Annotated in this window: 24 protein-coding genes; 23 read left to right on the top strand and 1 reads right to left on the bottom strand. The window is 69.5% G+C overall.

Annotated features, from left to right (window positions below):
• The first annotated feature begins 27 nt into the window (after positions 1-27).
• From P3H15_RS06380 to aroB, 9 genes are all read left to right on the top strand, one after another.
• Positions 28-1,461: a replication-associated recombination protein A gene (locus tag P3H15_RS06380; protein WP_276136469.1), complete on the top strand. Its 1,434-nt coding sequence runs from the start codon at positions 28-30 to the stop codon at positions 1,459-1,461.
• 78 nt (positions 1,462-1,539) lie between these two features.
• Entirely contained in the window at positions 1,540-4,212 is a 2,673-nt protein-coding gene (gene alaS / locus P3H15_RS06375; protein WP_276136468.1) for an alanine--tRNA ligase, read from the top strand.
• Positions 4,213-4,214: 2 nt separating this feature from the next.
• Positions 4,215-4,751, top strand: a complete 537-nt coding sequence (ruvX, locus tag P3H15_RS06370; protein ID WP_276136467.1) for a Holliday junction resolvase RuvX — start codon at positions 4,215-4,217, stop codon at positions 4,749-4,751.
• The gene (locus P3H15_RS06365; protein ID WP_276136466.1) at positions 4,748-6,523 is read left to right on the top strand and encodes an endolytic transglycosylase MltG; all 1,776 of its coding nucleotides are present in this window, start codon (positions 4,748-4,750) and stop codon (positions 6,521-6,523) included. The genes ruvX and P3H15_RS06365 overlap by 4 nt, the downstream gene beginning before the upstream one ends.
• Positions 6,513-7,340 carry a shikimate dehydrogenase gene (locus P3H15_RS06360; RefSeq protein ID WP_276136465.1) on the top strand — a complete coding sequence of 276 codons (828 nt, stop codon included), beginning with the start codon at positions 6,513-6,515 and terminating at the stop codon, positions 7,338-7,340. The genes P3H15_RS06365 and P3H15_RS06360 overlap by 11 nt, the downstream gene beginning before the upstream one ends.
• A gap of 91 nt (positions 7,341-7,431) precedes the next feature.
• Positions 7,432-8,034 (top strand): A24 family peptidase, encoded by a 603-nt coding sequence (locus tag P3H15_RS06355; protein WP_276136464.1) that lies wholly within the window; start codon positions 7,432-7,434, stop codon positions 8,032-8,034.
• A gap of 75 nt (positions 8,035-8,109) precedes the next feature.
• The gene (gene aroC, locus P3H15_RS06350) at positions 8,110-9,297 is read left to right on the top strand and encodes a chorismate synthase (protein WP_276136463.1); all 1,188 of its coding nucleotides are present in this window, start codon (positions 8,110-8,112) and stop codon (positions 9,295-9,297) included.
• 38 nt (positions 9,298-9,335) lie between these two features.
• On the top strand, positions 9,336-9,842 hold the full coding sequence (locus tag P3H15_RS06345) for a shikimate kinase (protein WP_072942154.1): 507 nt from the start codon (positions 9,336-9,338) through the stop codon (positions 9,840-9,842).
• Positions 9,843-9,935: 93 nt separating this feature from the next.
• Positions 9,936-11,048: a 3-dehydroquinate synthase gene (gene aroB / locus P3H15_RS06340; protein ID WP_072942152.1), complete on the top strand. Its 1,113-nt coding sequence runs from the start codon at positions 9,936-9,938 to the stop codon at positions 11,046-11,048.
• A gap of 105 nt (positions 11,049-11,153) precedes the next feature.
• Here aroB and P3H15_RS06335 read toward each other — a convergent pair whose 3' ends face one another.
• Entirely contained in the window at positions 11,154-11,900 is a 747-nt protein-coding gene (locus P3H15_RS06335; protein ID WP_276136462.1) for a B-4DMT family transporter, read from the bottom strand.
• Positions 11,901-12,035: 135 nt separating this feature from the next.
• On the opposite strand from P3H15_RS06335, the gene P3H15_RS06330 reads away from it, so the two are divergent.
• The 14 genes from P3H15_RS06330 to coaBC all read left to right on the top strand — a co-directional run bounded on the left by P3H15_RS06330 (position 12,036) and on the right by coaBC (position 25,974).
• The gene (locus P3H15_RS06330; protein ID WP_276136461.1) at positions 12,036-13,139 is read left to right on the top strand and encodes a Xaa-Pro peptidase family protein; all 1,104 of its coding nucleotides are present in this window, start codon (positions 12,036-12,038) and stop codon (positions 13,137-13,139) included.
• 34 nt (positions 13,140-13,173) lie between these two features.
• Complete coding sequence (gene efp, locus P3H15_RS06325; protein WP_276136460.1) at positions 13,174-13,737, top strand: elongation factor P; 564 nt, start codon at positions 13,174-13,176, stop codon at positions 13,735-13,737.
• Entirely contained in the window at positions 13,738-14,247 is a 510-nt protein-coding gene (gene nusB, locus P3H15_RS06320) for a transcription antitermination factor NusB (RefSeq protein ID WP_276136459.1), read from the top strand. It begins immediately after the preceding gene.
• A gap of 140 nt (positions 14,248-14,387) precedes the next feature.
• On the top strand, positions 14,388-15,017 hold the full coding sequence (pyrR, locus tag P3H15_RS06315; RefSeq protein ID WP_276136458.1) for a bifunctional pyr operon transcriptional regulator/uracil phosphoribosyltransferase PyrR: 630 nt from the start codon (positions 14,388-14,390) through the stop codon (positions 15,015-15,017).
• Positions 15,018-15,962 carry an aspartate carbamoyltransferase catalytic subunit gene (locus tag P3H15_RS06310; protein WP_276136457.1) on the top strand — a complete coding sequence of 315 codons (945 nt, stop codon included), beginning with the start codon at positions 15,018-15,020 and terminating at the stop codon, positions 15,960-15,962.
• Entirely contained in the window at positions 15,959-17,302 is a 1,344-nt protein-coding gene (locus P3H15_RS06305; RefSeq protein WP_276136456.1) for a dihydroorotase, read from the top strand. Before P3H15_RS06310 ends, P3H15_RS06305 begins: the two co-directional genes overlap by 4 nt.
• On the top strand, positions 17,299-17,865 hold the full coding sequence (locus tag P3H15_RS06300; protein ID WP_276136455.1) for a transporter: 567 nt from the start codon (positions 17,299-17,301) through the stop codon (positions 17,863-17,865). The genes P3H15_RS06305 and P3H15_RS06300 overlap by 4 nt, the downstream gene beginning before the upstream one ends.
• Positions 17,862-19,022: a glutamine-hydrolyzing carbamoyl-phosphate synthase small subunit gene (gene carA, locus P3H15_RS06295; RefSeq protein ID WP_276136454.1), complete on the top strand. Its 1,161-nt coding sequence runs from the start codon at positions 17,862-17,864 to the stop codon at positions 19,020-19,022. The genes P3H15_RS06300 and carA overlap by 4 nt, the downstream gene beginning before the upstream one ends.
• Positions 19,022-22,390 (top strand): carbamoyl-phosphate synthase large subunit, encoded by a 3,369-nt coding sequence (gene carB, locus P3H15_RS06290; RefSeq protein WP_276136453.1) that lies wholly within the window; start codon positions 19,022-19,024, stop codon positions 22,388-22,390. The genes carA and carB overlap by 1 nt, the downstream gene beginning before the upstream one ends.
• A complete protein-coding gene (pyrF, locus tag P3H15_RS06285; RefSeq protein ID WP_276136452.1) occupies positions 22,387-23,232 on the top strand; it encodes an orotidine-5'-phosphate decarboxylase in 846 nt (281 codons plus the stop codon). Before carB ends, pyrF begins: the two co-directional genes overlap by 4 nt.
• Positions 23,233-23,358: 126 nt before the next feature.
• Positions 23,359-23,679 carry an integration host factor, actinobacterial type gene (gene mihF / locus P3H15_RS06280; RefSeq protein ID WP_072942134.1) on the top strand — a complete coding sequence of 107 codons (321 nt, stop codon included), beginning with the start codon at positions 23,359-23,361 and terminating at the stop codon, positions 23,677-23,679.
• An 8-nt stretch (positions 23,680-23,687) separates the two neighbouring features.
• The gene (gmk, locus tag P3H15_RS06275) at positions 23,688-24,311 is read left to right on the top strand and encodes a guanylate kinase (RefSeq protein WP_276136451.1); all 624 of its coding nucleotides are present in this window, start codon (positions 23,688-23,690) and stop codon (positions 24,309-24,311) included.
• A gap of 41 nt (positions 24,312-24,352) precedes the next feature.
• On the top strand, positions 24,353-24,658 hold the full coding sequence (gene rpoZ, locus P3H15_RS06270) for a DNA-directed RNA polymerase subunit omega (protein WP_005241734.1): 306 nt from the start codon (positions 24,353-24,355) through the stop codon (positions 24,656-24,658).
• A 14-nt stretch (positions 24,659-24,672) separates the two neighbouring features.
• Positions 24,673-25,974, top strand: coding sequence for a bifunctional phosphopantothenoylcysteine decarboxylase/phosphopantothenate--cysteine ligase CoaBC (gene coaBC / locus P3H15_RS06265; RefSeq protein ID WP_276136450.1), 1,302 nt, complete (start codon positions 24,673-24,675; stop codon positions 25,972-25,974).
• Positions 25,975-26,005: the final 31 nt, after the last annotated feature.

Genomic DNA, 26,005 nt, shown 5'->3' with positions numbered 1-26,005 from the left:
GGTGCGGGTTCCAGTAGCGTCGAACTTGTGAGCGATCTTTTCGGTTCGGATGTCGGCGAGGACGAGTCGGCGGGCCTGTTCGAGACGGCGCAGCCGGACGAGGCGGCGGCTCCGCGCTCGGTCCCCGGTCCGGTGCCGGTCGACCACCGCGCACCGCTGGCCGTGCGCATGCGTCCCCGCACGCTCGGCGAGGTGGTCGGGCAGCAGCATCTCCTCGGCCCCGGTGCGCCGCTGCGGCGGCTCGTGGAGGGGTCGGGGGCGGCCTCCGTGCTGCTGTACGGTCCGCCCGGCACCGGCAAGACCACGCTGGCGTCGCTGATCTCCGGCGCCACCGGGCGCCGCTTCGAGGCGCTGTCCGCGCTGTCCGCCGGTGTGAAGGAAGTGCGTGGCGTCATCGAACTCGCTCGCCGACGGCTCCTCGCGGGCGAGCAGACGGTGCTGTTCATCGACGAGGTGCACCGCTTCTCCAAGACCCAGCAGGACGCACTGCTGGCGGCGGTGGAGAACCGGATCGTGCTGCTCGTGGCCGCCACCACCGAGAACCCCTCGTTCTCCGTGGTGTCCCCGCTGCTGTCCCGATCGCTGGTCCTGCAACTGCAGTCGCTGACGGCGGACGACATCGAGAACCTCCTAGAGCGGGCGCGCACCGACGAGCGGGGTCTCGGCGGGGACATCGAGATCGCCGGCGACGCGATGGACCATCTGGTGCGCCTCGCGGCCGGTGACGCCCGGCGGGCGCTCACCGCGCTCGAGGCGGCGGCGGGCGCGGCGCGCGACCAGGCCGGTGACGCGGACCGTCCGGTGCTGCTGGACCTCGCGACGGTGGAGGCGAGCGTCGACAAGGCCGCCGTCCGCTACGACCGTGACGGCGACCAGCACTACGACGTGATCAGTGCGTTCATCAAGTCGATCCGCGGTTCGGACGTCGACGCCGCCCTGCACTATCTGGCGCGGATGCTGACCGCGGGCGAGGACCCCCGCTTCATCGCGCGGCGGCTGGTCGTCCATGCCAGCGAGGACATCGGGATGGCCGACCCCACCGCGTTGCAGACCGCGACCGCCGCCGCGCAGGCGGTGCAGTTGATCGGGATGCCAGAGGCCCGCCTCGCCCTCGCCCAGGCCACCATCCACCTCGCGACCGCGCCGAAGTCGGGGGCCGTCATCGCCGCGCTCGGCGCCGCGATGGCGGACGTCGCGGCGGGAAACGCCGGGCTCGTTCCACCGCACCTGCGCGACGGCCACTACGCGGGGGCGGCCAAGCTCGGCAACGCCGTCGGCTACCGATATCCCCACGACCACCCGGACGGGGTACTGGCGCAGCAGTATCCGCCCGACGAGCTCGTCGGCGTCGACTACTACCAGCCCACCACCCACGGCGGCGAGCGTGACATCGCGGGGCGCGTGGACAAACTGCGGGCCATCGTCCGCGGCACGAACCGTCAGGGTGGCCGGTTAAGCTGAATGTTGCCGAACCGCCGGGTGTGCCCAGCCACCCGGCGACCGTAGTTGCCCTCGAGACAGACAATAAGGATCACTGACGTGCAGACCCACGAGATTCGCCGGCGCTTCCTCGACCATTTCGTCAAGGCGGCCCACACCGAGGTACCCAGCGCCTCGCTGATTCTCGACGATCCGAACCTGCTGTTCGTCAACGCCGGAATGGTGCAGTTCGTGCCGTTCTTCCTCGGTCAGCAGACGCCGCCGTACCCGAGGGCGACCAGTGTCCAGAAGTGTGTGCGCACCCTCGATATCGAGAATGTGGGCATCACCACACGGCACAACACGTTCTTCCAGATGGCCGGCAACTTCTCCTTCGGCGACTACTTCAAGCGCGACGCGATCAAGCACGCTTGGTCGCTGCTGACCTCCGGCGTCGACGACGGCGGCTACGGGTTCGACCCGGAGCGGATCTGGGTGACGGTCTACCTCGACGACGACGAGGCCCGCGACATCTGGCGCGACGAGGTCGGCGTTCCCGAGACCCGGATCCAGCGCCGCGGCATGGCCGACAACTACTGGTCCATGGGCATCCCCGGGCCCTGCGGCCCGTGCTCGGAGATCTACTTCGACCGCGGCCCCGAATTCGGTGCGGAAGGCGGCCCCGAGGCCGACGAGGACCGCTACATCGAGATCTGGAATCTCGTGTTCATGCAGAACGAGCGCGGTCTCGGCATCAGCAAGGACAACTTCGAGATCCTCGGGCCGCTGCCGAAGCAGAACATCGACACCGGCATGGGAGTCGAGCGCGTCGCATTCCTGCTCCAGGGCGTCGACAACGTGTACGAGACGGATCTCGTGCGCCCGGTCATCGCGAAGGCCGAGGAACTGTCGGGCCGCAAGTACGGCGCCGACCACGACGACGACGTGCGGTTCCGGGTGATCGCCGACCACGCGCGCACCGCCGCGATGCTCATCGCCGACGGCGTGAACCCCGGCAACGACGGCCGGGGCTATGTCCTGCGCCGCCTGCTGCGGCGCATCGTCCGCTCCGCGAAGCTGCTCGGCGCCGACAAGCCCAGCATGCGGGAGTTCATCACCGTCGTCCGCGACACGATGGCGCCGTCGTACCCGGTCCTCGACACCGACTTCGGCCGCATCGAGACGGTCGCCGTGGGGGAGGAGACCGCGTTCCTGAAGACCCTCACGTCCGGTTCCAAGCTGTTCGAAGGCGCCGCCGAATCGGTGAAGGCGTCCGGAAAGTCGACGATCGGCGGCGAACAGGCGTTCGCGTTGCACGACACGTACGGCTTCCCGATCGACCTGACCCTGGAGATGGCGGCCGAGGCCGGACTGACCGTCGACGAGGAGGGTTTCCGCACGCTGATGGCCGAACAGCGGCAGCGCGCGAAGGACGACGCCCAGGCACGCAAGCACGCGCACGCCGACCTGACCGTCTACAAGGAACTCCTCGACCGCGGACCCACCGAGTTCACCGGATTCCACGAATTGGTTTCCGAGGCACACGTTCTCGCGCTGATCTCGCAGGGGCAGCGCGTCCCCGTGGCGACGGTCGGCCAGGACGTCGAGGTCATCCTCGACCGCAGCCCCCTGTACGCGGAGGCGGGCGGCCAGATCGCCGACCTCGGCACCCTCACCGGTCCGGGGCTGCGGGTGAAGGTCAACGACGTCCAGAAGATCGCCAAGAAGCTGTGGGTCCACAAGGTGACCGTGCAGGAGGGACAGATCACCGAGGGCGACGTCGTGCTCGCGCAGGTCGACGCCGCGTGGCGCAAGGGCGCCACCCAGGGGCACTCCGGCACGCACATGGTGCACGCCGCGCTGCGACAGGTGCTCGGCCCCAACGCCGTTCAGGCCGGCTCGCTGAACAAGCCGGGCTACCTGCGGTTCGACTTCTCCTGGCAGGGCGCGCTGACGGAAGCGCAGAAGCAGGACATCGAGGTCGTCGCGAACGAGGCGGTGGCCGCCGACTACTCCGTGAACACGTTCGTCACCGACCTCGACAAGGCGAAGTCGATGGGCGCGATGGCGTTGTTCGGCGAGAACTACGGCGACGAGGTGCGGGTCGTCGAGATCGGCGGACCGTTCTCGATGGAGCTGTGTGGTGGAACTCACGTGGGCAGCTCCTCGCAGATCGGCAACGTCACGCTGCTCGGTGAGCAGTCCGTCGGCTCCGGCGTGCGCCGCGTCGAGGCCTACGTCGGGCTCGACTCGTACCGCTACCTGGCCAAGGAACGGGCCCTGCTCGCCGGGCTGTCGTCTTCGCTGAAGGTGCCCTCGGAAGAGGTGCCCGCCCGCGTCGAGGCACTGGTGGAGCGACTTCGGGTGGCGGAGAAGGAACTCGAACAGACCCGCGCGCAGGCGGTTCTCGCGTCGGCGGGCACCTTCGTCGACAAGGCCCAGCGGGTCGGGCCGGTGCTGCTGGTCGCGGACTCCGCCCCGGCCGGTGTCGGCGGCAACGACCTGCGCGGGCTCGTCACGGATATCCGAGGCCGATTCGGCACCCAGCCCGCCGTCGTCGTGCTGCTCGGTGACGTCGACGGCAAGGTGCCGTTCGTGGTGGCCGTGAGCAAGGCCGCGCAGGAACTCGGCCTGTCGGCCGGCGACCTCGTGAAGGAATTCGGTCCGAAGATCGGCGGCCGCGGCGGCGGAAAGGCCGACATGGCACAGGGTTCCGGTTCGGACACCAGCGGAATCGCGGCCGCTCTCGACGCGGTCCGGGCGCAAGTCGCGGACAAGGTGGGGAGCCAGTAGCGGTGGATCACGCGGAACAGGGTCCGGATCGACCGGGAGTCGACGACCCTGGGCGTGGTCGGCGTATCGGCATCGATGTGGGCAGTGTCCGCATCGGTGTCGCGTCGAGCGACCCCGACGGGATCCTCGCCACCCCGGTGGAGACGGTGCCCCGGTCCAAGGAACGCGGGCCCGACGCGCCGGATATCCGGCGCATTGCCGACATTGTCGAGGAATACGAGGCGGTGGAGGTTATCGTCGGTCTGCCGCAGACCCTGCGGGGTGAACGGGGAAAAGCCGCCTCGATCGCTACTGTGTTCGCGAAGCGACTGCGAAGGAAGGTCGACCCGATACCGGTGCGGATGGCGGACGAACGTCTGACGACGGTCACTGCCGCGCGGGCGCTTCGCGAGAGCGGTGTCAGTGCGAGGGGCCAGCGTCCTGTGATCGACCAGGCTGCGGCGGTGGCGATCTTGCAGGGATGGTTGGACGAGCGGAGCAGGTCGGTGAATGCAGGGGATTCAGGTGGGGACGCGCAGCTACCGGAGGCAGGCCAGTGAGCAATCACCGCCGCCCCGCAGGTGAGCGACCCGACTTTCAGTACATCCCCCGCGAACCCCGACGGCACCGCTACCTCGACGGGGACGACGACGAGGTCGACTACACGCCACCCCCCGACGACGACCTCGGCACCACCGGCCGCCACGCCGTCGTGTACGACGAGCCGCACTTCGACGAGCCGCACTACGACGAGCCGCACTACGAGGAACAGCACCTCGAGGAACCGCAGCGCCACGAACCGCACCGCGAGTACGCGGAGCCGCGATATGAGCAGCGGTACGAGCAGCCCTACGACCCCGAGTCCGTGTACGAGGACGGATACGGTCCCCGCTCCTACGGCGACGCCCGCGCGTACCGGGAGACGCCGGCCGACGACCACCCGTATGTGGACGACCACGTCGACGAGCCGGACGAGGTATACCCCGACGACGGCTTCGACCACCCGCACGACGAACCCGACGTCGCGTTCGCGGAGGCCGAGACGCAGATCATCTCGGCGATTCCCGAGGAGATCCCACCCTCGGCGATTCCCGAGGAGATCCCACCCTCGGCGATTCCCGAGGAGATCCCACCGACCCGCGCCGCTGCTCGCACGCAGGCCCGTAGGCGCAAACAAGCCAGGGGGCGCGCACGCCGGGGCAAGGTGTTCGGGGTCCTCGCCGCCGCGACGGTCCTCATCGTGCTGGTCGGTGTCGTGTTCGTCGGCGGCAAGCTGTTTTTCGGTGGGTCCGACGCGCCCGCGGACTACGCAGGCCCCGGTGGTCCCGAAGTGGTCGTGCAGGTCCATCCGGGCGATACCGCGGAGGAGATCGCCACCACCCTGGCGGACCGCGACGTCGTCGCCAGCGGATCGGCGTTCTTCAACGCCGCAGTCCAGAGCAACGCCATGAACTCGGTGCAACCCGGCTTCTACAGCCTCTCCACCCAGATTCCCGCGGACGACGCCGTGCAGGAACTGGTCGACCCGGCCTCCCGCGTCGGGCAGATGATCATCTCCGAGGGCAGGCAACTCCACGACACGACCGACGTGCAGACCGGCGCCAAGAAGAAGGGGATCTACACGCTGATCTCCGAGGCCAGCTGCCTGGGTGACGCCGGTCAGCAGAAGTGCATCAGCTACGACGACCTCAACGCCGCCGGCGCGGGCGACCTGTCCGCGCTGGGTGTGCCCGACTGGGCGAAGGACTCGGTCGCGGGTGTCCCGGACCGGGATCGCCAGCTCGAGGGACTGATCGCCGCGGGCAGTTGGGATTTCGATCCGACGGCGGGTCCCGCCGCCATTCTGCAGAAGCTCGTGTCCGAGAGTTCCGCGAGCTACGAGAAGACCGGGATCCTCACCGCGGGCGACCAGGTCGGTCTCACCCCGTACAAGATGCTGGTCGCGGCGTCGCTGGTGGAACGCGAGGCGATGCCCGACGACTTCTCGAAGGTCGCGCGCGTCATCCTGAACCGGCTCGCCGTCAACCAGGCGCTGCAATTCGACTCCACGGTCAACTACGCGCTGGACACCACCGAACTGGCGACCACCGACGCCGACCGCGCGCAGGTGACCCCCTGGAACACGTACGCCAGCCCCGGCCTGCCCGCGACGCCGATCTCGTCGCCGAGCATCGGGGCGCTCCAGGCGGTCGAACAACCGGCGCCCGGCGACTGGATCTACTTCGTGACGGTCGATGCGAAGGGCACGACACTCTTCACGAAGAGCTACGACGAACACCTGGCCAACATCGACCAGGCTCTGAACAACGGGATTCTCAACAGTGGACGATGAGTTGGTGACCGCACGCAAAGCTGCGGTGCTGGGCAGCCCGATCGCGCATTCGCGATCACCGCAACTGCACCTCGCGGCGTACCGGGCGCTCGGTCTCACCGGGTGGACGTACGACCGCATCGAGTGCGACGGGGAGCGACTCCCCGGGCTGGTGTCCGGGCTCGGCCCGGAATGGGTCGGTCTGTCCGTCACGATGCCGGGCAAGATCGCCGCGCTCGAATTCGCGTCCGAGCGCACCGACCGTGCCGTGGCGATCGGCTCCGCGAACACCCTCGTGCGCATCGAGGGGGGCTGGCGTGCCGACTGCACCGACGTGGACGGGGTCAGCGGCGCGCTCACCGCGGGCGGCGTCGGTGCCATCGCGGGCGCCGAGGCGGTCGTCGTCGGCGCCGGGGGAACGGCCAGGCCCGCGCTCGTCGCGCTCGCCGACCTGGGCGTGAAATCGGTGACCGTGGTGGCCCGCGACGCGGGTCGCGCGGCGGGTGCACTGGGGTGCGCGGAATCGGTGGGGCTCGAGGTCCGGTTGCTCGGCTTCGACAGCCCCGAACTCGGTGCCCGGTGCGCCGCGGCCGCCGCACTCGTCAGCACCGTTCCGTCCGCCGCGATCACCGACTACGCGGACGTTCTGGGCCGGGCGCCGTTCGTGCTCGACGCGATCTACGACCCGTGGCCGACCCCACTGGCGGCTGCGGTCGAGGTGGCCGGGGGAACGGTGGTCGGCGGTCTGTCGATGCTGCTGCACCAGGCGTTCGGGCAGGTCGAGCAGTTTACCGGCCGCCCGGCGCCGCGCGAGGCGATGGCGGCCGCTCTGGGCTAGTTGTCCACAGGCCCGGCCGCCATCCACAGGGCGATCGTTCGCGCAGGTCGCCGCGAGGGGTCCGGGTGTCCGGTCACGCACGCTGGTCGGCATGTGGTGGCTGATCGTGACGAGTGTGGTGGCCGGTGCGGCTGTGGGACGGTGTGTGCGCCTCACCGCGGGCCGGTTCGTGGGCCCGGTGCCGCCGGGCTGGTGCGAGGCGGTGTGCGCGGTCGGCGTCGCCGCCACGGTCTGGGCCGACGCCGGCCGCAACCCGGTGTGGATATTGCCGGGTGCTCTCGCGTTCTGGTGGTGGTGTGTGAGTCTCGCCGCCACCGACCTGTGCGCCCGGAGGCTGCCGAACCTGCTGACGCTGCCCGGGTTCCTGGTGATCGTCGGTATCGGTGTCGCGACCGGCGCCGTGTCCGCCGCCGTGATCGGCGGTCTCCTGCTGGCCGCGGCCTATCTCGCCCTCTACTTGGGAGCACCCGGTGCGATCGGCGCCGGTGACGTGAAACTCGCGCTCGGCGTCGGCGCGGCCGCCGGGCTGGCCGGGGGAGAAGTCTGGGTGTTTGCGGCCGCGCTCGCGCCGGCACTGACCGCGGTGGCGGGCTGCGTCGTCCTCGCCGTCCGGCGCTCGCCGCCGCCGCTCCCACACGGACCCGCGATGTGTGCCGCGACGCTGGTGGCGCTGTTCGCCGGGCACCTCACCTGACCGAGTCCGCACCCCGCGCGCGCCCCGGGAGGACCACCGTCACTGCCGGACGCGGCGACATGGAAGGATATTGGCGTGCTGCGCTGGATAACTGCCGGAGAATCCCATGGTCCCGCCCTCGTCGCGATGCTCGAGGGGATGGTCGCGGGCGTCGAAGTGACGTCCGCGGACATTTCGACCCAACTCGCGCGACGCCGCCTCGGCTACGGCCGCGGTGCGCGGATGAAGTTCGAGGCCGACAAGGTCACCATCGTCGGTGGTGTCCGACACGGCCGGACGCTCGGCGGCCCGATCGCCGTCGAGGTGGGCAACACCGAGTGGCCCAAGTGGGAAACCATCATGTCCGCGGACCCGGTGGACGCAGACCTGCTCGCCGACCAGGCGCGGAACGCGCCGCTCACCCGTCCGCGCCCCGGTCACGCCGACTACTCGGGCATGCTCAAGTACGGGTTCGACGACGCGCGCCCCGTTCTCGAGCGCGCGAGTGCGCGTGAGACGGCGGCCCGGGTCGCGGCCGCGACGTTCGCCCGGGGTTTCCTGCGCCAGGTGTTCGGCGTGGAGGTGCTGTCACACGTGATCTCGATCGGCGCGTCCGACCCGTACGTCGGCCCGGAACCCACCGCATCGGATCTGGCGGCGATCGACGCCAGCCCGGTGCGCGCGTTCGACAAGGCCGCGGAGGAATCGATGATCGCCGAGATCGAGGCGGCCAAGCGGGACGGCGACACCCTCGGTGGTGTCGTCGAGGTCGTCATCCACGGTCTCCCCGTGGGTCTCGGATCGTTCATCAGCGGCGCGGACCGCCTCGACGCCCGCCTGGCGTCCGCCCTGATGGGAATCCAGGCCATCAAGGGTGTCGAGGTCGGCGACGGCTTCGAGACCGCGCGCCGCCGCGGCAGCCAGGCGCACGACGAGATGCGTCCCGGCCCGGACGGGATCCTGCGTTCGACCAACCGCGCCGGCGGACTCGAGGGCGGCATGACCAACGGTGAGGCGCTCCGCGTGCGCGCGGCGATGAAGCCGATCTCGACGGTTCCGCGCGCGCTGGCCACCGTCGACATGTCGACCGGTGAGGAAGCCGTGGCCATCCACCAGCGGTCCGACGTGTGCGCGGTGCCCGCCGCCGGTGTCGTGGCCGAGGCGATGGTGGCGTTGGTCGTCGCCCAGGCCGCGCTCGAGAAGTTCGGCGGCGACTCGGTGGCCGAGACGGCCGCCAACTACGAGCGTTACGCGTCGGGTGTCGCAGCCCGGCTCGCGCGATGACCAGTCCGTCTGCCGTCGCGCCGGGGCGGTGACGGATGATGGCACCGAAAGCCGTGCTCGTCGGTCCGCCGGGAGCAGGTAAGTCCACGATCGGGCGTCGCCTCGCGCAGGCGCTGGACCTGTCGTTGTTCGACACCGACGTGGCCGTCGAGGAAGAGGCGGGACGCACGATCGCCGAGATCTTCGTCCAGGAGGGTGAACCCGCCTTCCGGGCCCTCGAGGAAGAGATCGTGCGGAAGGCCATCGAGAGTCACGAGGGGATCGTCTCGCTCGGTGGTGGGTCCATCCTCTCCGAGCGCACCCGCGAGTTGTTGAAGGGCCAGACGGTGATCTACCTCGAGATCAGCGTGGCCGAGGGGCTCAAGCGCACGGGGACCAACACGGCGCGTCCCCTCCTCGCCGGTGGCGACCCCCGCCAGAAGTACACCGAGTTGATGCGCAAGCGCCGACCGCTGTACCGGGAGGTGGCGTCCATCCGGATACGCACGGACGGGCGGAGTCCCGCCCGGGTGGTGCAGCAGCTGGTGGCGAAACTCGCCGAGTGATCGGCGACCCCGGCGGAGTCGCGGAGTGATGGGCGACCCGGCGGAACAGAGACATCCGAGAACCTCGGACAAGACGGAGCGGAGCAGCAGACAGTGACCGAACCGGTACGCGTACAGGTGCAGACGGCGAACCCCTACCCGGTCATCATCGGGCGCGGATTGCTCGGCGAGCTGGTGGACGAACTCGCCGGCACGAGGACGGTGGCGATCTTCCACCAGCCGCCGCTGGCGGAGACGGCGGAGGCGGTGCGCGCGGCGCTCGCCGAGAAGGGGATCGATGCGCACCGCATCGAGATTCCGGACGCGGAGGACGGCAAGGATCTGGCCGTCGCCGGGTTCTGCTGGGAGGTCCTCGGCCGGATCGGCCTGACCCGCAGCGACGCCGTCGTCAGTCTCGGCGGCGGCGCGGCCACCGACCTCGCCGGGTTCGTTGCGGCCACGTGGATGCGCGGGGTGCGCGTGATCCACGTGCCCACGACGTTGCTCGCGATGGTGGATGCGGCGGTCGGCGGAAAGACCGGAATCAACACCGAGGCCGGCAAGAACCTGGTCGGATCGTTCCACGAGCCGTCGGCGGTGCTCATCGACCTGGCGACGCTCGAGACGGTGCCCCGCAACGAGATCGTCGCGGGCATGGCGGAGGTCGTGAAGACCGGATTCATCGCCGACCCCGTCATCCTGGAGCTCATCGAGAAGGATCCCGAGGCCGCGCTGGACCCCACGGGAACCGTTCTGCCCGAACTGATCCGGCGGTCCGTGGAGGTCAAGGCCAAGGTCGTGGCCGCGGACCTGCGCGAGTCGGATCTGCGGGAGATCCTCAACTACGGGCACACGCTCGGGCACGCGATCGAGCGGCGGGAGCGCTACCGCTGGCGTCACGGTGCGGCGGTCGCCGTCGGGCTCGTCTTCGCGGCCGAACTGGGGCGGCTGGCGGGACGTCTGGACGATGCGACGGCGGACCGGCACCGCACCATCCTGGAACTGGTGGGGCTGCCCACCACGTACGACGCGGACGCGTTCGGCCAGCTGGTCGAGGGAATGCAGACGGACAAGAAGAACCGGGCCGGCGTGCTGCGGTTCGTCGTGCTCGACGGGCTCGCGAAGCCCGGACGGCTCGAGGGCCCGGACCCGTCTCTGCTCGTCGCCGCGTACTCCGCGGTGGCTCGCGAGGCGACGCCGGGCGCCGGCGGCGCCGTTCTCCTGTGACGTAGCGCGAAGAAGCAAGGACGCGGCGGTGTGAGCGAGTGCGCTCACACCGCCGCGCCGTCTGTCGGTGTGGAGTCGGTCGGGTGTTGGAGAGCCGAACGGCTGCTACTCGCCGCGGCGCGGGTCGTCCGTGGTCCGCTTCCCGAGGTCGACCGGGTCCTGCCAGGTGGTGTCCCCGCCGTGCGGCTGGTCGAGGTCCGACGTGTCCTCGCGGTAGTTGTGCACCGGTTCGAACACCGCGGTGTCGGCGTCGGAACCGGCGTACCCCGTGTCCGGGGTCTGCTCGTACGCCTGGCCGGGGTAGTTCTGTCCGTACCCGTCGTCGTCGGCGACAGCTGCGGCTGCGGTTCCCCCCGCTGCGGCTCCTGCGGCCACTCCGGCGCCGTGCGCCGCCGGCCGGCGTTCGGCGCGGTCCTTCACCGTCTTCCTGGACTCCCGGCCGACGAAGAACCGGCCGAGGAACACGGCGAGCATGGCAGGCACGAAGATCAGCAGGACCGTGAACGCGGCCCCGGACGTGATCTCGAAGAAGAACGAGTTCTGGGTGACGTTGAGGTTCGGCACCAGGTTGGCGAGCCAGCTCCCCACGCCCGCGACGACTCCGCCGAGCAGGGCCGCCTTCAGCCACAGCATCGTCAGGTCGGCGCCGTCCTCCGGATCGGGGTTCCGGCGACGGTCCCGGATGCCGTCGATGCCGGCCCAGATCAGTGCCACGAACACGACGATCAGCAGTGCGAGCCATCTCAGAGCGGAACCCTGGAGTGGCCACTGTGTGATCGACACACCGAGGATCACACGAACGAAAACATGTATCAGGGCCATGCCGAGGCCGCGTACCACCCACGCATTCATGGGCACAGCGTAACGAGCGGGTTTTCGCCCGTGTGGCCTAACCCACACGGGGATTGTCTGGAACCTGTTCTCGCCGCCGTGACGGTGCCGCCGCCCGCGCCCTCCCGGCGGCGGATTGCCGGTACGTTTGACGACATGCCTGCTGATCATGGTTCGCGGCGCGCGGCGCTGCGCGCGGCCCTCGCCGTCCGGGATCTCGACGCACTTCTGGTGACGAATCTGGTGAACATCCGGTATCTCACCGGGTTCACCGGCTCCAACGCCGCGCTGCTCGTGCACGCATCGGACGCGGAGGGCGCCGAGGAGCGCACCGTCATCTGCACCGACGGCCGCTACCTCACGCAGGTTGGAGAACAGGTTCCCGATCTGCGGGCCGAGATCGCCCGCGCCAGCGCCGCCCACCTCATCGAATCGGTGAGGCGGCGGAGCCCGTCGTCGCTGGCGTTCGAGAGTCACGTCGTCACCGTGGACGAGTTCGCCGCCTGGTCGGTGCTCGCGCCGGACGCGCGGCTCGACCCCGTTCCGGGTCTCGTCGAGGAACTGCGGATGGTGAAGGACGACTTCGAGGTCGGACTGCTGCGCGCGGCGTGCGCGGCCGCCGACTCCGCGCTCGCCGAGCTGATCGAGCGCGGTGGTCTCCGCCCCGGACGCACCGAGAAGGAGGTCGGCCGGGAACTCGAGGCGCTGATGCTCGCGCACGGCGCCGACGGCATCTCGTTCGAGACCATCGTCGCGGCGGGCGCCCACTCGGCGATTCCGCACCACCGCCCGACCGAGGCGGTGCTCGGCAGCGGCGATTTCGTCAAGCTGGACTTCGGGGCCGAGATCGGCGGTTACCACTCGGACATGACCAGAACGTACGTCCTGGGGCAGGCCGCGGATTGGCAACGCGACGTATATGCGCTGGTCGCGCGGTCGCAGGAGGCCGGGCGGGACGCGCTGCGCCCGGGAGCGGAGGTGTCCGCGGTGGACGCCGCCGCCCGCCGGGTCATCGAGGACGCCGGCTACGGGGAGCTGTTCCTGCACGGGCTCGGACACGGCGTCGGCCTGGAGATCCACGAAGCTCCGGGAATCGGCAAGCTGGGCACCGGTACACTTCTGGACGGTGCGGCGGTGACCGTCGAGCCGGGCGTGTACTTCTCCGGGCGCGGAGGCGTGCGGATCGAGGACACGCTCGTGGTTCGTGAGCAGGGACCGGAGCTGCTCACACTCACCACCAAAGACCTGACTGTCGTGTAGACGGTTTCGACCTTATCGAGGAGACGCGAAGCAAGTGGCTTCCACCAGTGATTTCAAGAACGGCCTGGTCCTGCAGATCGAAGGCCAGCTGTGGACGATTACCGAGTTCCAGCACGTGAAGCCCGGCAAGGGTCCCGCGTTCGTGCGCACCAAGTTGAAGAACGTGCTCTCGGGCAAGGTCGTCGACAAGACGTTCAACGCCGGCGTCAAGGTGGACACGGCCACGGTCGACCGCCGTGACATGACGTACCTGTACCACGACGGCTCCGACTACATCTTCATGGACGGCGACACCTACGACCAGATCTCGATCAGCGAGGCCACCGTCGGCGACGGCGCCCGCTTCCTGCTCGAGAACATGGCCGTGCAGGTCGCGACGCACGAGGACGTTCCGCTGTTCGTGGAACTGCCCGTCACCGTCGAACTGGTGGTCCAGCACACCGATCCCGGCCTGCAGGGCGACCGCTCCACCGGCGGCACCAAGCCCGCCACCCTCGAGACCGGAGCCGAGATCAACGTTCCGCTGTTCATCAACACCGGTGACAAGCTGAAGGTCGACTCCCGCGACGGCAACTACCTCGGGCGTGTGAATTCCTGAGTGTCCGGTACGCATAAGAAACTCGGCGCACGGCACAAGGCCCGCAAACGCGCCGTCGATTTCCTCTTCGAGGCCGAGGCGCGAGATCTCGATCCGGTCGATCTCGCGACCGAGCGCGCGGAATTGTCCGGCAAGGACGATTCGGTGGCACCGGTCGCCCCGTACACCGTCACCGTGGTGACGGGTGTCGCGGAGAACCTGGACCGTCTCGACGAGGTGATCTCGTCCCACCTGCAGGACTGGACGCTGGAGCGGCTTCCCGCCGTCGACCGCGCCATCCTGCGGATCGCCGTGTGGGAGCTGTTCCACGCCACCGACGTGCCTCCGGTCGTGGCCGTGGACGAGGCGGTGGAACTCGCCAAGCAGCTCTCCACCGACGAGTCCCCGGGTTTCGTCAACGGCATCCTCGGTCAGGTCGTGCTGGTGGCCCCGCAGGTGCGGTCGGCTGCGGCCGCGACGTCGCGCCGCGCCGCGACCGCCGACGGCGAGTCGAACGACGCCCGCTCGTAAGTTCGTGTCCCGCTGCGGGCCCGCGTCGGCGGGTCCGCAGGTCAGGGGTCCGGGCCTGGCGCAGTCGACGCGCTGATAAGCTGTCCGCGTCAGGCATCCTTTAACGATCCGTCCAGTGAGGCGGAGAAGGAGGTCGTTGTATGCGCGTGCCCGAAGGGTCTCGCCCCGCCGGGGAACCGGCGGATTCAACACCAGAAGAGTCCCCGTCCGTCGAACCCGCACGAGAGCTGCTGTCCGCAGCCGATGTGGGACGGACCATTGCGCGAATCGCGCACCAGATCATCGAGAAGACCGCGATCGACGCCGCGGACGGTGCAGCGCCGCGTGTCGTTCTGATCGGCATCCCGACCCGGGGCACGACGCTCGCCGCGCGGCTCGCCGGGAAGGTCGAAGAATTCTCCGGGGTGCGCCCACCGGTCGGCTCCCTCGACATCACCCTGTACCGCGACGATCTGCGGACCAAACCGCACCGGCCCCTCGAACGCACCTCGGTGCCCGAGGGCGGCGTGGACAACACCCTGGTCGTCCTCGTCGACGACGTGCTGTTCTCCGGCCGCACCGTCCGCTCGGCGCTCGACGCCCTCCGCGACCTCGGTCGGCCCCGTGCCGTCCAGCTGGCCGTCCTCGTCGACCGCGGGCACCGTGAACTGCCGCTGCGCGCCGACTACGTGGGCAAGAACGTGCCCACCGCCCGCACCGAGGACGTCAAGGTGCTCCTGAGCGAACACGACGGCCGCGACGCGGTCATGATCTCCGGGGGGAAGAGCTAAGTGAAGCACCTGTTGTCGATCGCGGACCTGACACGGGAATCGGCCGTCGAACTTCTCGACGAGGCCGAACGCTTCGAACAAGCCCTCCTCGGACGTGAGGTGCGGAAGCTCCCGACGCTGCGCGGCCGGACCGTGATGACCGTGTTCTTCGAGAACTCGACCCGCACCCGGGTGTCGTTCGAGGTCGCAGGCAAGTGGATGAGCGCAGACGTCATCAACGTCAGCGCATCCAGTTCGTCGGTGTCGAAGGGTGAATCGCTCCGGGACACGGCGATGACGTTGCGCGCCGCCGGCGCCGACGCCCTGATCGTGCGGCATCCCGCGTCGGGTGCGGCCCACCAGATCGCGAGCTGGACCGGACGTCAGGACGACGGCGGACCCGCGGTGATCAATGCCGGCGACGGCACGCACGAACACCCCACCCAGGCGCTTCTCGACGCGCTCACACTGCGTCAGCGCCTCGGCGACATCGAGGGCAAGCGCATCGCCATCGTCGGCGACATCCTGCACAGCCGGGTCGCGCGGTCGAACGCGCTGCTGCTGTCGATGCTCGGCGCCGAGGTCGTCCTCGTCGCGCCGCCCACGCTGCTCCCGGTCGGTGTGTCGTCGTGGCCGGTGTCGGTGGCGCATTCCCTCGACGCGGAGCTGCCCGGTCTCGACGCCGTCCTCATGCTGCGGGTGCAAGCGGAACGGATGAACGGCGGGTTCTTCCCGTCCCAGCGGGAGTACTCGATCACTTACGGCCTGTCGGAGAAGCGGCTCGCGCTGCTTCCCGAGCACGCGGTGGTGCTGCACCCCGGGCCGATGCTGCGCGGCATGGAAATCGCCTCGGCGGTGGCCGATTCGTCGAGAACCGCCGTGCTGCAGCAGGTGACCAACGGTGTGCACATGCGGATGGCGGTGCTGTTCCGGCTGCTGGTCGGGGCGGAGGAGGTTGCGGGATGAGTGACAGTGCAGTGACAGGAGAGACAGTGCTCATCAAGAACGTGTTGCTGTACGGCGAGGGCGAGCCCACCGACGTTCTGCTCGGTGACGGCGTCATCGCCGCGATCGGAGCGGACGCGGGCAAGGACGCCACGCCCGACGCCGAGGTGATCGACGCGGCGGGGCAGATCCTGCTCCCCGGTTTCGTCGATCTGCACACGCACCTGCGGGAACCGGGCCGCGAGGACACCGAGACCATCGATTCCGGTTCGGCCGCCGCGGCGCTCGGCGGGTACACCGCGGTGTTCGCGATGGCCAACACCAGCCCGGTCGCCGACTCGGTGGTCGTCACCGACCACGTGTGGCGCCGCGGCCGGGAGGTCGGGCTCGTCGACGTGCACCCCGTCGGCGCCGTCACCGTGGGGCTCGAGGGCAAGCAGCTCGCCGAGATGGCCACGATGGCGTCGGGGGCCGGCCGGGTGCGGATGTTCTCGGACGACGGCCACTGCGTCTACGACCCGCTGATCATGCGCCGGGCCCTCGAGTACTCGAGCTCGCTCGGAGTGCTCATCGCGCAGCACGCGGAGGAGCCGCGACTGACCGTCGGGGCGATCGCGCACGAAGGACCCACCGCCGCCCGGCTCGGGCTGGCGGGCTGGCCCCGCGCCGCCGAGGAGTCGATCGTCGCCCGTGACGCACTGCTCGCCCGCGACGCCGGGGCGCGGGTGCACATCTGCCACGCCTCCACTGCCGGCACCGTCGAACTGATGAAGTGGGCGCGCGGACAAGGCATTTCGATCACCGCCGAGGTCACCCCGCACCACCTGCTGCTCGACGACTCCCGGCTCGAGACGTACGACGCCGTCAACAAGGTGAACCCGCCCCTGCGGGAGACGAGCGACGTCGCCGCGCTCCGGGCCGGACTGGCCGAGGGGACCATCGACTGTGTCGCGACCGACCACGCGCCGCACGCCGAGCAGGACAAGTGCTGCGAGTTCGCGGCCGCCCGCCCCGGAATGCTGGGGCTCGAGACGGCGCTGTCGATCGTCGTGCAGACGATGGTCCGCACGGGGCTGCTCGACTGGCGCGGCGTTGCCCGGGTGATGAGTGAGCGCCCGGCCGAGATCGTCGGACTCGACGACCAGGGTCGCCCGCTCGAGGTGGGCGAGCCCGCCAACCTCGTGCTGATCGATCCGGACGCCGAATGGACCGTCCACGGCCCCGATCTGGCCAGCGTCGCCCACAACACGCCGTACGAGTCGATGACCCTCCCGGCGCGGGTGACGACGACGATCCTGCGCGGCCGGATCACCGCGAGCGACGGCAAGGCCCGCGTCCGGGTGCGAAACGGCAGGGGATGACGGTGGAGAGAATTCTGTGGATAGTCGGCCTCGTCGCGTTCTGGGCGCTGGCCATCTTCCTCATGTACGTCGGCTGGCGCGGTCGCGCCCGGCGGCAGGCCGACCGGGTCGGGCAGCTTCCCGGCGTGCCCGCGCACCTCGGCGCGCAGACGATCGCCCCGGCCACCGGGCTGTACGTGGGCAGCACCCTCGCCCCCAGCTGGCAGGACCGGATCGCGGTCGGCGACCTCGGCTTCCGGGCGACGGGCGAGATCTCCCGCTACGAAACCGGGATCCTGCTCGAACGCGACGGGGCTTCGGCGATCTGGATTCCGCAGGACGCGGTCCGCGCGGTGCGCACCGAACGCGGCCTCGCGGGCAAGGTCATGAGCAAGGACGGCGTCCTGGTGGTCCGGTGGGAGCTGCCGACCGGCACCGAGATCGACACCGGTTTCCGCAGCGACGACAAGTCGGTGTACCCGGCCTGGGTGGGCACAGGGACACCGGACGGCAAGACAGACAGTGAAGATTCAGCGAATGCGGCGAGCTCTGGTGAGGTCGAGCAGAACGGAGAGAACGCATGAGCGGCTACGACACCGACTCTGCAGTACTGGTCCTCGAGGACGGACGGGTATTCCGGGGCACCACTTTCGGGGCCGTCGGCCAGACACTCGGTGAGGCCGTCTTCAGCACCGGCATGACCGGGTACCAGGAGACGCTCACCGACCCCAGCTACCACCGCCAGATCGTCGTGGCCACCGCGCCGCAGATCGGCAACACCGGGTGGAACGACGAGGACGACGAGTCCGTCGGACCCACCGGCAGCAGCGCCGAGGCGAAGATCTGGGTCGCCGGGTACGTCGTCCGCGACCCCGCCCGCCGCACCTCCAGCTGGCGTGCCACCGGATCCCTGCAGGACGAACTCGTCAAGCAGGGAGTCGTCGGGATCGCCGGCATCGACACCCGGGCCCTGGTCCGCCACCTGCGCACCCGCGGCTCCATGCGTGCCGGCGTGTTCTCCGGCGACGCCCTCGCCGACACCGACGTGCTGGTGGACCGGGTGAAGGGCCAGCCGTCGATGCTCGGCGCGGACCTGGCCGGCGAGGTCAGCACCACCAGCGGGTACGTCGTCGAGCCGACCGGGGGAGACGCGCGCTTCACGGTCGCGGCCATCGACCTCGGCATCAAGACCAACACCCCGCGCATGTTCGCCGAGCGCGGCATCCGGGTGCACGTGCTCCCGTCCGACGCCACGCTCGCGCAGATCCTGGACCTGAAGGCCGACGGCGTCTTCCTCTCCAACGGTCCCGGCGACCCGGCGACCGCCGACGGCGCCGTGCACCTGACGAAGGAAGTCATCGGGCAGGGTCTGCCCCTGTTCGGCATCTGCTTCGGTAACCAGATTCTCGGGCGCGCACTCGGTCTCGGCACGTACAAGATGAAGTTCGGTCACCGGGGCATCAACATCCCGGTCGTCGAACACGAGACGGGACGCATCGCGATCACCGCGCAGAACCACGGGTTCGCGCTGGAGGGGGAGGCCGGACAGGAGTTCGACACCCCGTTCGGCAAGGCCGTCGTCAGCCACACCTGCGCCAACGACGGCGCCGTCGAGGGGGTCCGCCTGCTCGACGGATCCGCCTTCTCGGTGCAGTACCACCCCGAGGCCGCGGCGGGCCCGCACGACGCCGCGTACCTGTTCGACCGCTTCACCAGCCTGCTCGAGGGAGTCAAGAACTAATGCCACGCCGTACAGATCTCTCGCACATCCTGGTGATCGGCTCCGGGCCGATCGTCATCGGCCAGGCCTGTGAGTTCGACTACTCCGGAACCCAGGCCTGCCGGGTGCTGCGTGAGGAGGGCCTGCGGGTCAGCCTCGTCAACTCCAACCCGGCCACGATCATGACCGACCCCGAATTCGCGGACGCCACGTATGTGGAGCCGATCACCGCCGAGTTCGTCGAGAAGGTCATCGCCCTCGAGGCCGAGAAGGGGCACCCGATCGACGCCGTCCTCGCGACGCTCGGCGGCCAGACGGCCCTGAACACCGCGGTGGCGCTGCACGAGCAGGGCATCCTCGAGAAGTACGACGTCGAGCTGATCGGCGCCGACTTCGACGCCATCCAGCGCGGCGAGGACCGGCAGAAGTTCAAGGACATCGTCGCCAAGGTCGGCGGCGAGTCGGCGCGCTCCCGCGTCTGCTACACGATGGACGAGGTCCGCGACACGGTCGCCGAACTCGGCTTCCCCGTGGTCGTGCGGCCGTCGTTCACGATGGGCGGACTCGGCTCCGGCATGGCCTACGACGACGAGGACCTCACGCGGATCGCCGGCGGCGGCCTCGCGGCGTCCCCCACCGCCAACGTGCTGATCGAGGAGTCGATCCTCGGGTGGAAGGAATACGAGCTCGAGCTGATGCGCGACGGCCGCGACAACGTGGTGATCGTGTGCTCGATCGAGAACGTCGACCCGGTCGGTGTGCACACCGGTGACTCGATCACCGTCGCCCCCGCCATGACCCTCACCGACCGCGAGTACCAGGCGATGCGCGATCTCTCGATCGACATCCTCCGCGAGGTCGGCGTCGACACCGGCGGTTGCAACATCCAGTTCGCGATGGACCCTGCCGACGGGCGTCTCGTCGTCATCGAGATGAACCCGCGCGTGTCCCGGTCCAGCGCGCTCGCGTCCAAGGCGACCGGCTTCCCGATCGCGAAGATCGCCGCGAAGCTCGCCATCGGCTACACGCTGGACGAGATCGTCAACGACATCACCAAAGAAACCCCGGCGTGCTTCGAGCCGACCCTCGACTACGTCGTGGTCAAGGCGCCCCGGTTCGCGTTCGAGAAGTTCCCCGGCGCCGACGACACCCTCACGACCACGATGAAGTCGGTCGGTGAGGCCATGTCGATCGGCCGCAACTTCACCGAGGCGTTCGGCAAGGTGCTGCGCTCCCTCGAGACCAAGCGGGCCGGGTACTGGACGGGTCCCGACGTGGAGGCCGCCGACCTCGACAGCCTCCTCGCGGAACTGAGCATCCCCCGCGACGGTCGCGTGTACGGCCTGGAGAAGGCGTTCGCGCTCGGCGCCACCGTCGAGCAGCTGTTCGACGCCACGAAGATCGACCCGTGGTTCCTCGATCAGATCCTGCAGATCCACGAACTCGGCGACGCGCTGCGCGAGGCGCCCGAGGTGACCGAGGGGGTCCTGCGTCGCGCCAAGCACCACGGACTGTCGGACCGGCAGATCGCGGCCCTGCGCCCCGAGATCGGCGGCGAGGACGCGGTCCGTGCGCTGCGTGAGCAGTGGGACGTCCACCCCGTCTACAAGACGGTCGACACCTGCGCCGCCGAGTTCGAGGCGAAGACGCCGTACCACTACTCCACGTACGAACTGGACCCGGCGGCCGAGTCCGAGGTGGCCCCGCAGACCGAGCGTCCGAAGGTCCTGATCCTCGGTTCCGGACCGAACCGCATCGGTCAGGGCATCGAGTTCGACTACTCCTGCGTCCACGCCGCCCTGACGCTGTCGGAGGCCGGCTACGAGACCGTGATGGTCAACTGCAACCCGGAGACCGTCTCCACCGACTACGACACGGCCGACCGGCTGTACTTCGAACCGCTCACGTTCGAGGACGTGCTCGAGGTGTACCGGGCGGAGTCGATCTCGGGCACCGTCGCCGGTGTGATCGTGCAGCTCGGCGGTCAGACCCCGCTGGGTCTGGCGAAGCGGCTGAAGGCGGCGGGGGTGCCGATCGTCGGCACCAGCCCCGAGGCGATCGACCTCGCGGAGGACCGCGGCGAATTCGGGAAGGTGCTGGTCGACGCCGGCCTGCCCGCCCCCAAGTTCGGCACCGCCACCACGTTCGCCGGGGCCCGCGACATCGCGGCCGGCATCGGATACCCGGTGCTGGTGCGGCCGTCGTACGTCCTCGGTGGCCGCGGCATGGAGATCGTGTACGACGAGGCGTCCCTCGAAAGCTACATCTCCCGCGCCACCGAGATCTCCGACGACCGGCCGGTGCTGGTCGACCGGTTCCTGGAAGACGCCATCGAGATCGACGTCGACGCACTCTGCGACGGCACCGAGGTGTACCTCGGCGGTGTGATGGAGCACATCGAGGAGGCCGGTATCCACTCGGGCGACTCGGCCTGTGCGCTGCCGCCGATCACCCTCGGCCGCGCCGACCTCGAGAACGTCCGCCGCTCGACGGAGGCGCTCGCGAGGGGCATCGGCGTGAAGGGCCTGCTCAACGTCCAGTACGCACTCAAGGACGACATCTTGTACGTCCTCGAGGCCAACCCGCGCGCCAGCCGCACCGTGCCGTTCGTGTCGAAGGCGACGGCCGTGCAGCTCGCCAAGGCGTGCGCCCGTGTCATGCTCGGCGAGTCCATCGCCGATCTGCGCGCGAGCGGCGTGCTCCCGGCCACCGGCGACGGCGGCTGGACCCCGGCGGACGCGCCCGTCGCCGTCAAGGAGGCGGTGCTGCCGTTCAACCGGTTCCGCCGCGCCGACGGCACCGGGGTCGACACCCTGCTGAGCCCGGAGATGAAGTCGACCGGCGAGGTCATGGGCATCGACGCCGACTTCGGCACCGCGTTCGCCAAGAGCCAGACCGCCGCGTACGGTTCGCTGCCCACCTCGGGATCGGTGTTCGTCTCGGTCGCCAACAAGGACAAGCGGTCGCTGATCTTCCCGGTCAAGCGGCTCGCCGACCTCGGCTTCCGGATCCTGGCCACCGAGGGCACCGCGGCGGTCCTCCGCCGCAACGGAATCACCTGCCAGGAGGTGCACAAGCACTCCGGCGAGAAGCTGGAGGCGGGGGAGCGCACCATCGTCGAGACGATCCGCGACGGCGAGGTCGACATGGTGATCAACACGCCGTACGGCAACTCCGGACCGCGTGTCGACGGCTACGAGATCCGCAGCGCGGCCGTCGCCATGAACATCCCGTGCGTCACCACCGTGCAGGGCGCGTCCGCCGCGGTGCAGGGCATCGAGGCCGCGATCCGCGGCGACATCGGCGTCCAGTCGCTCCAGGCGCTGCACGCGCGGCTGCGCTCGCCCGCCGTCGTCGTGGCCCCCGCGACCGGGGCCGTCTCGTCGTGAGCGGACACCATCACCACCACCACCACTCCTGGGTGCATCGGCTGACGTCGGCGGTCGAGCACCGGGGGCGGTTGTGTGTCGGCATCGACCCGCATCCCGGGCTGCTCGAGGCGTGGGGCCTTCCCGTCTCCGCCGAGGGGCTGGAGACGTTCGCGGAAATCTGCGTGGAGGCCTTCGTCGGTGAGGTGGCCGTCGTGAAGCCTCAGGTGGCGTTCTTCGAAGCGTACGGCTCCGCAGGATACGCGGTGCTCGAACGCACCATTTCGGTCCTCAGAGAGGCAGGGACGCTCGTCGTCGCCGACGCCAAGCGTGGGGACATCGGGTCGACGATGGCGGCGTACGCGCAGTCCTGGCTGGGCGCGGAGTCACCTCTGTCGTCCGATGCCGTGACGGTGTCGCCGTACCTCGGATTCGGTGCCCTGGATCCGGCGCTGTCGCTGGCGGCGGAGCAGGGCCGCGGGCTCTTCGTGCTGGCGCGGACGTCCAATCCCGAGGGCGGCGATCTGCAGGCGGCAGGGACGGCCGCAGGGGTGTCCGTGGCCCAGTCCGTGGTGGATGCGGCAGTCCGGCACAACGACGCGCAACCGGGTCTCGTGGGTCTGGTGGTGGGCGCGACACGCGGACACGGCCTGGATTTGTCGAATTTTTCCGGGCCGATTCTCGCGCCCGGTCTCGGCGCCCAGGGCGCGACTCCCGGTGATCTCGCCGACATTTTTCCCGATTCCCGTAAACTGTTGTTGCCGAACAGTTCTCGTGGTGTTCTTCGGGCGGGACCGTCGGCGGCGGCACTGCGTGAGGCGGCCGTGAAGGTGCGTGACGAGATCGAGTCCGCACTCTCATAGCCCACCTGAATCCGGCTCTGACCTCGGGGGGTGGGTTCGCAATCGGGGCCGGGCGTGAGTACGGTCGCTATCGCTGCTGGTTATCCAGTGGTTTGGACTATTTGCCAACGACGAGACGGAGGAACCGTGGCCCTTCCCCAGTTGACTGATGAGCAGCGCGCTGCTGCTTTGGAGAAGGCAGCTGCTGCCCGCAAGGCCAGGGCTGAGCTCAAGGAGCGCCTGAAGCGTGGTGGCACCGACCTCAAGCAGGTTCTCAAGGACGCCGAGGACGACGAGATCCTGGGCAAGATGAAGGTGTCGGCACTGCTCGAGGCGCTGCCCAAGGTGGGCAAGGTCAAGGCGCAGGAGATCATGACCGAGCTGGAGATCGCTCCGACCCGTCGACTCCGTGGCCTCGGCGATCGGCAGCGGAAGGCCCTGCTCGCGAAGTTCGACTTCGAGGCCTGAGCACGACAGTGGTAGCTGACGCACAAGTGTCAGAGAGCAAGACCGCAGTGCGGAGGGGTCGGCTGGTAGTACTGGCCGGCCCCTCGGCCGTCGGAAAGTCCAGCGTGGTGCGACTCCTGCGTGAGCGGATGCCGGAGCTCGTCTTCAGCGTGTCCGCGACGACGCGTGATCCACGCCCGGGCGAGGTGGACGGCAAGGACTACCGGTTCACCTCTCGTGGCGAGTTCCAGCGAATGATCGATTCCGGTGAGCTGCTCGAATGGGCCGAGATCCACGGCGGACTCCAGCTGTCGGGAACCCCGGCCGCGCCCGTCCGCGCGGCGATCGAACAGGGCAGACCGGTGCTGGTCGAGGTCGATCTCGCCGGTGCGCGGGCCGTCCGTGCCGCGATGCCGGAGGCGTTGCTCGTCTTCATGGCGCCCCCGAGCTGGGACGTGCTGGTCGAGAGATTGACCGGCCGGGGCACCGAATCCGCGGACGTCGTGGAGCGGCGTCTCGCGACCGCCCGGGTCGAGCTGGAGGCGCAGGACGAGTTCGACGTGGTCGTCGTGAACGAGGATGTCAGCCGAACGTGCGACGAGTTGGTATCCTTGTTGGTTGGACGACCGGAACAGTCCGAGTCGACCCACTAGATCTCACATCAACTAGCCAGAACAATTTCAGGAGATACCGAGTGAGCAGCACCCCCGCAGTAGCGTCCGCAACACCCAGCCACGGCGCCCTGCCGGCTTACGACACCCCGCTCGGCATCACCAACCCTCCGATCGACGAGCTTCTCGCTCGCACGTCGTCGAAGTACGCGCTGGTGATCTACGCGGCCAAGCGTGCGCGTCAGATCAACGACTACTACAACCAGCTCGGCGACGGCATCCTCGAGTACGTCGGCCCGCTCGTGGAGCCGGGCCTGCAGGAGAAGCCGCTGTCGATCGCGCTGCGTGAGATCCACTCCGATCTTCTCGAGCACACCGAAGGCGAGTGAGCGGAGGACCTGCAGTGCCTGACCAGGCAGCGGGCCCGGACTCCGGGCGCGTGACGGATTCACCGGAACCGGGGCCCTCGGGGACACGCCAGCGGATCGTCGTCGGTGTCGGCGGCGGCATCGCCGCGTACAAGAGCTGCGCCGTCATCCGCGCCTTCACCGAGGCCGGACACCACGTGCGGGTCATCCCGACGGAGTCCGCGCTCGAGTTCGTCGGCAAGGCGACGTTCGAGGCGCTGTCGGGCAACCCCGTGCACACGGGTGTGTTCACCGACGTTCCGCAGGTCCCGCACGTGCGTCTCGGGCAGGAAGCGGACCTCGTCGTCATCGCGCCCGCCACCGCCGACCTCATGGCGCGGGCCGTGGCGGGACGCGCGGACGACCTGCTCACCGCGACGCTGCTCACCGCGCGATGTCCCGTCGTGTTCGCACCGGCGATGCACACGGAGATGTGGGAGCACCCGGCCACCGTCGCCAACGTCGCCACGCTGCGCGACCGCGGCGTGACCGTCATCGAACCCGCATCCGGCCGTCTCACCGGCAAGGACACCGGCGCAGGCAGGCTGCCCGAACCCGACGAGATCGTCGGATTGGCGTCCTTGCTGGTCGAGCGTCCCGACGCGCTGCCCCGTGACCTCGAGGGCCGGCGGGTCCTCGTGTCCGCGGGCGGCACCCGGGAACCGCTCGACCCGGTGCGGTTCCTCGGGAACCGCAGTTCGGGCAAGCAGGGGTACGCCATCGCGCGGCTCGCCGTGCAGCGCGGCGCCGAGGTCACCCTCGTGTCCGGGTACACCGCCGGCCTCGCCGACCCGGCCGCCGTCGACATGGTGCACGTGCGCACCGCGGAAGACATGCGGGTCGCCGTCGCCAAGCACGCGCCCGGGTTCGACGCGGTGATCATGGCCGCGGCCGTCGCCGACTTCCGGCCGACGACGACGGTCGCGAGCAAGATCAAGAAGGGCGCGGGTGAGCCCGACTCGATCGCACTCACCAAGAACGAGGACATCCTCGCCGGCCTGGTGCAGTCCCGGAGGGACGGCGAGATCCCGGCGAAGACCGTGATCGTCGGATTCGCGGCCGAGACCGGCGACGCCGACGGCGACGTCCTCACGTATGCACGGGCCAAGCTCACCCGGAAGGGCTGCGACCTCCTCGTCGTCAACGCGGTCGGTGAGGGCAAGGCGTTCGAGGTCGACCACAACGATGGCTGGCTGCTCGGAGCCGACGGCTCCGAGTCCGCGCTCGAGCACGGATCGAAGGCGTTGATGGCGAGCCGGGTGCTCGACGCCGTCGGCCAACTTTGCCGGACACTCTGACGGAATATCCGGCAGAGTTTCGGTGATTCGA

The organism is Rhodococcus sp. T2V, from assembly GCF_029269925.1.
In the GTDB taxonomy this organism is placed as follows: Bacteria; Actinomycetota; Actinomycetes; order Mycobacteriales; family Mycobacteriaceae; genus Rhodococcus_F; species Rhodococcus_F koreensis.
The sequence above is the reverse complement of the archived record's forward strand: the minus strand, read 5'-3'. Positions and strand labels throughout refer to the sequence as shown.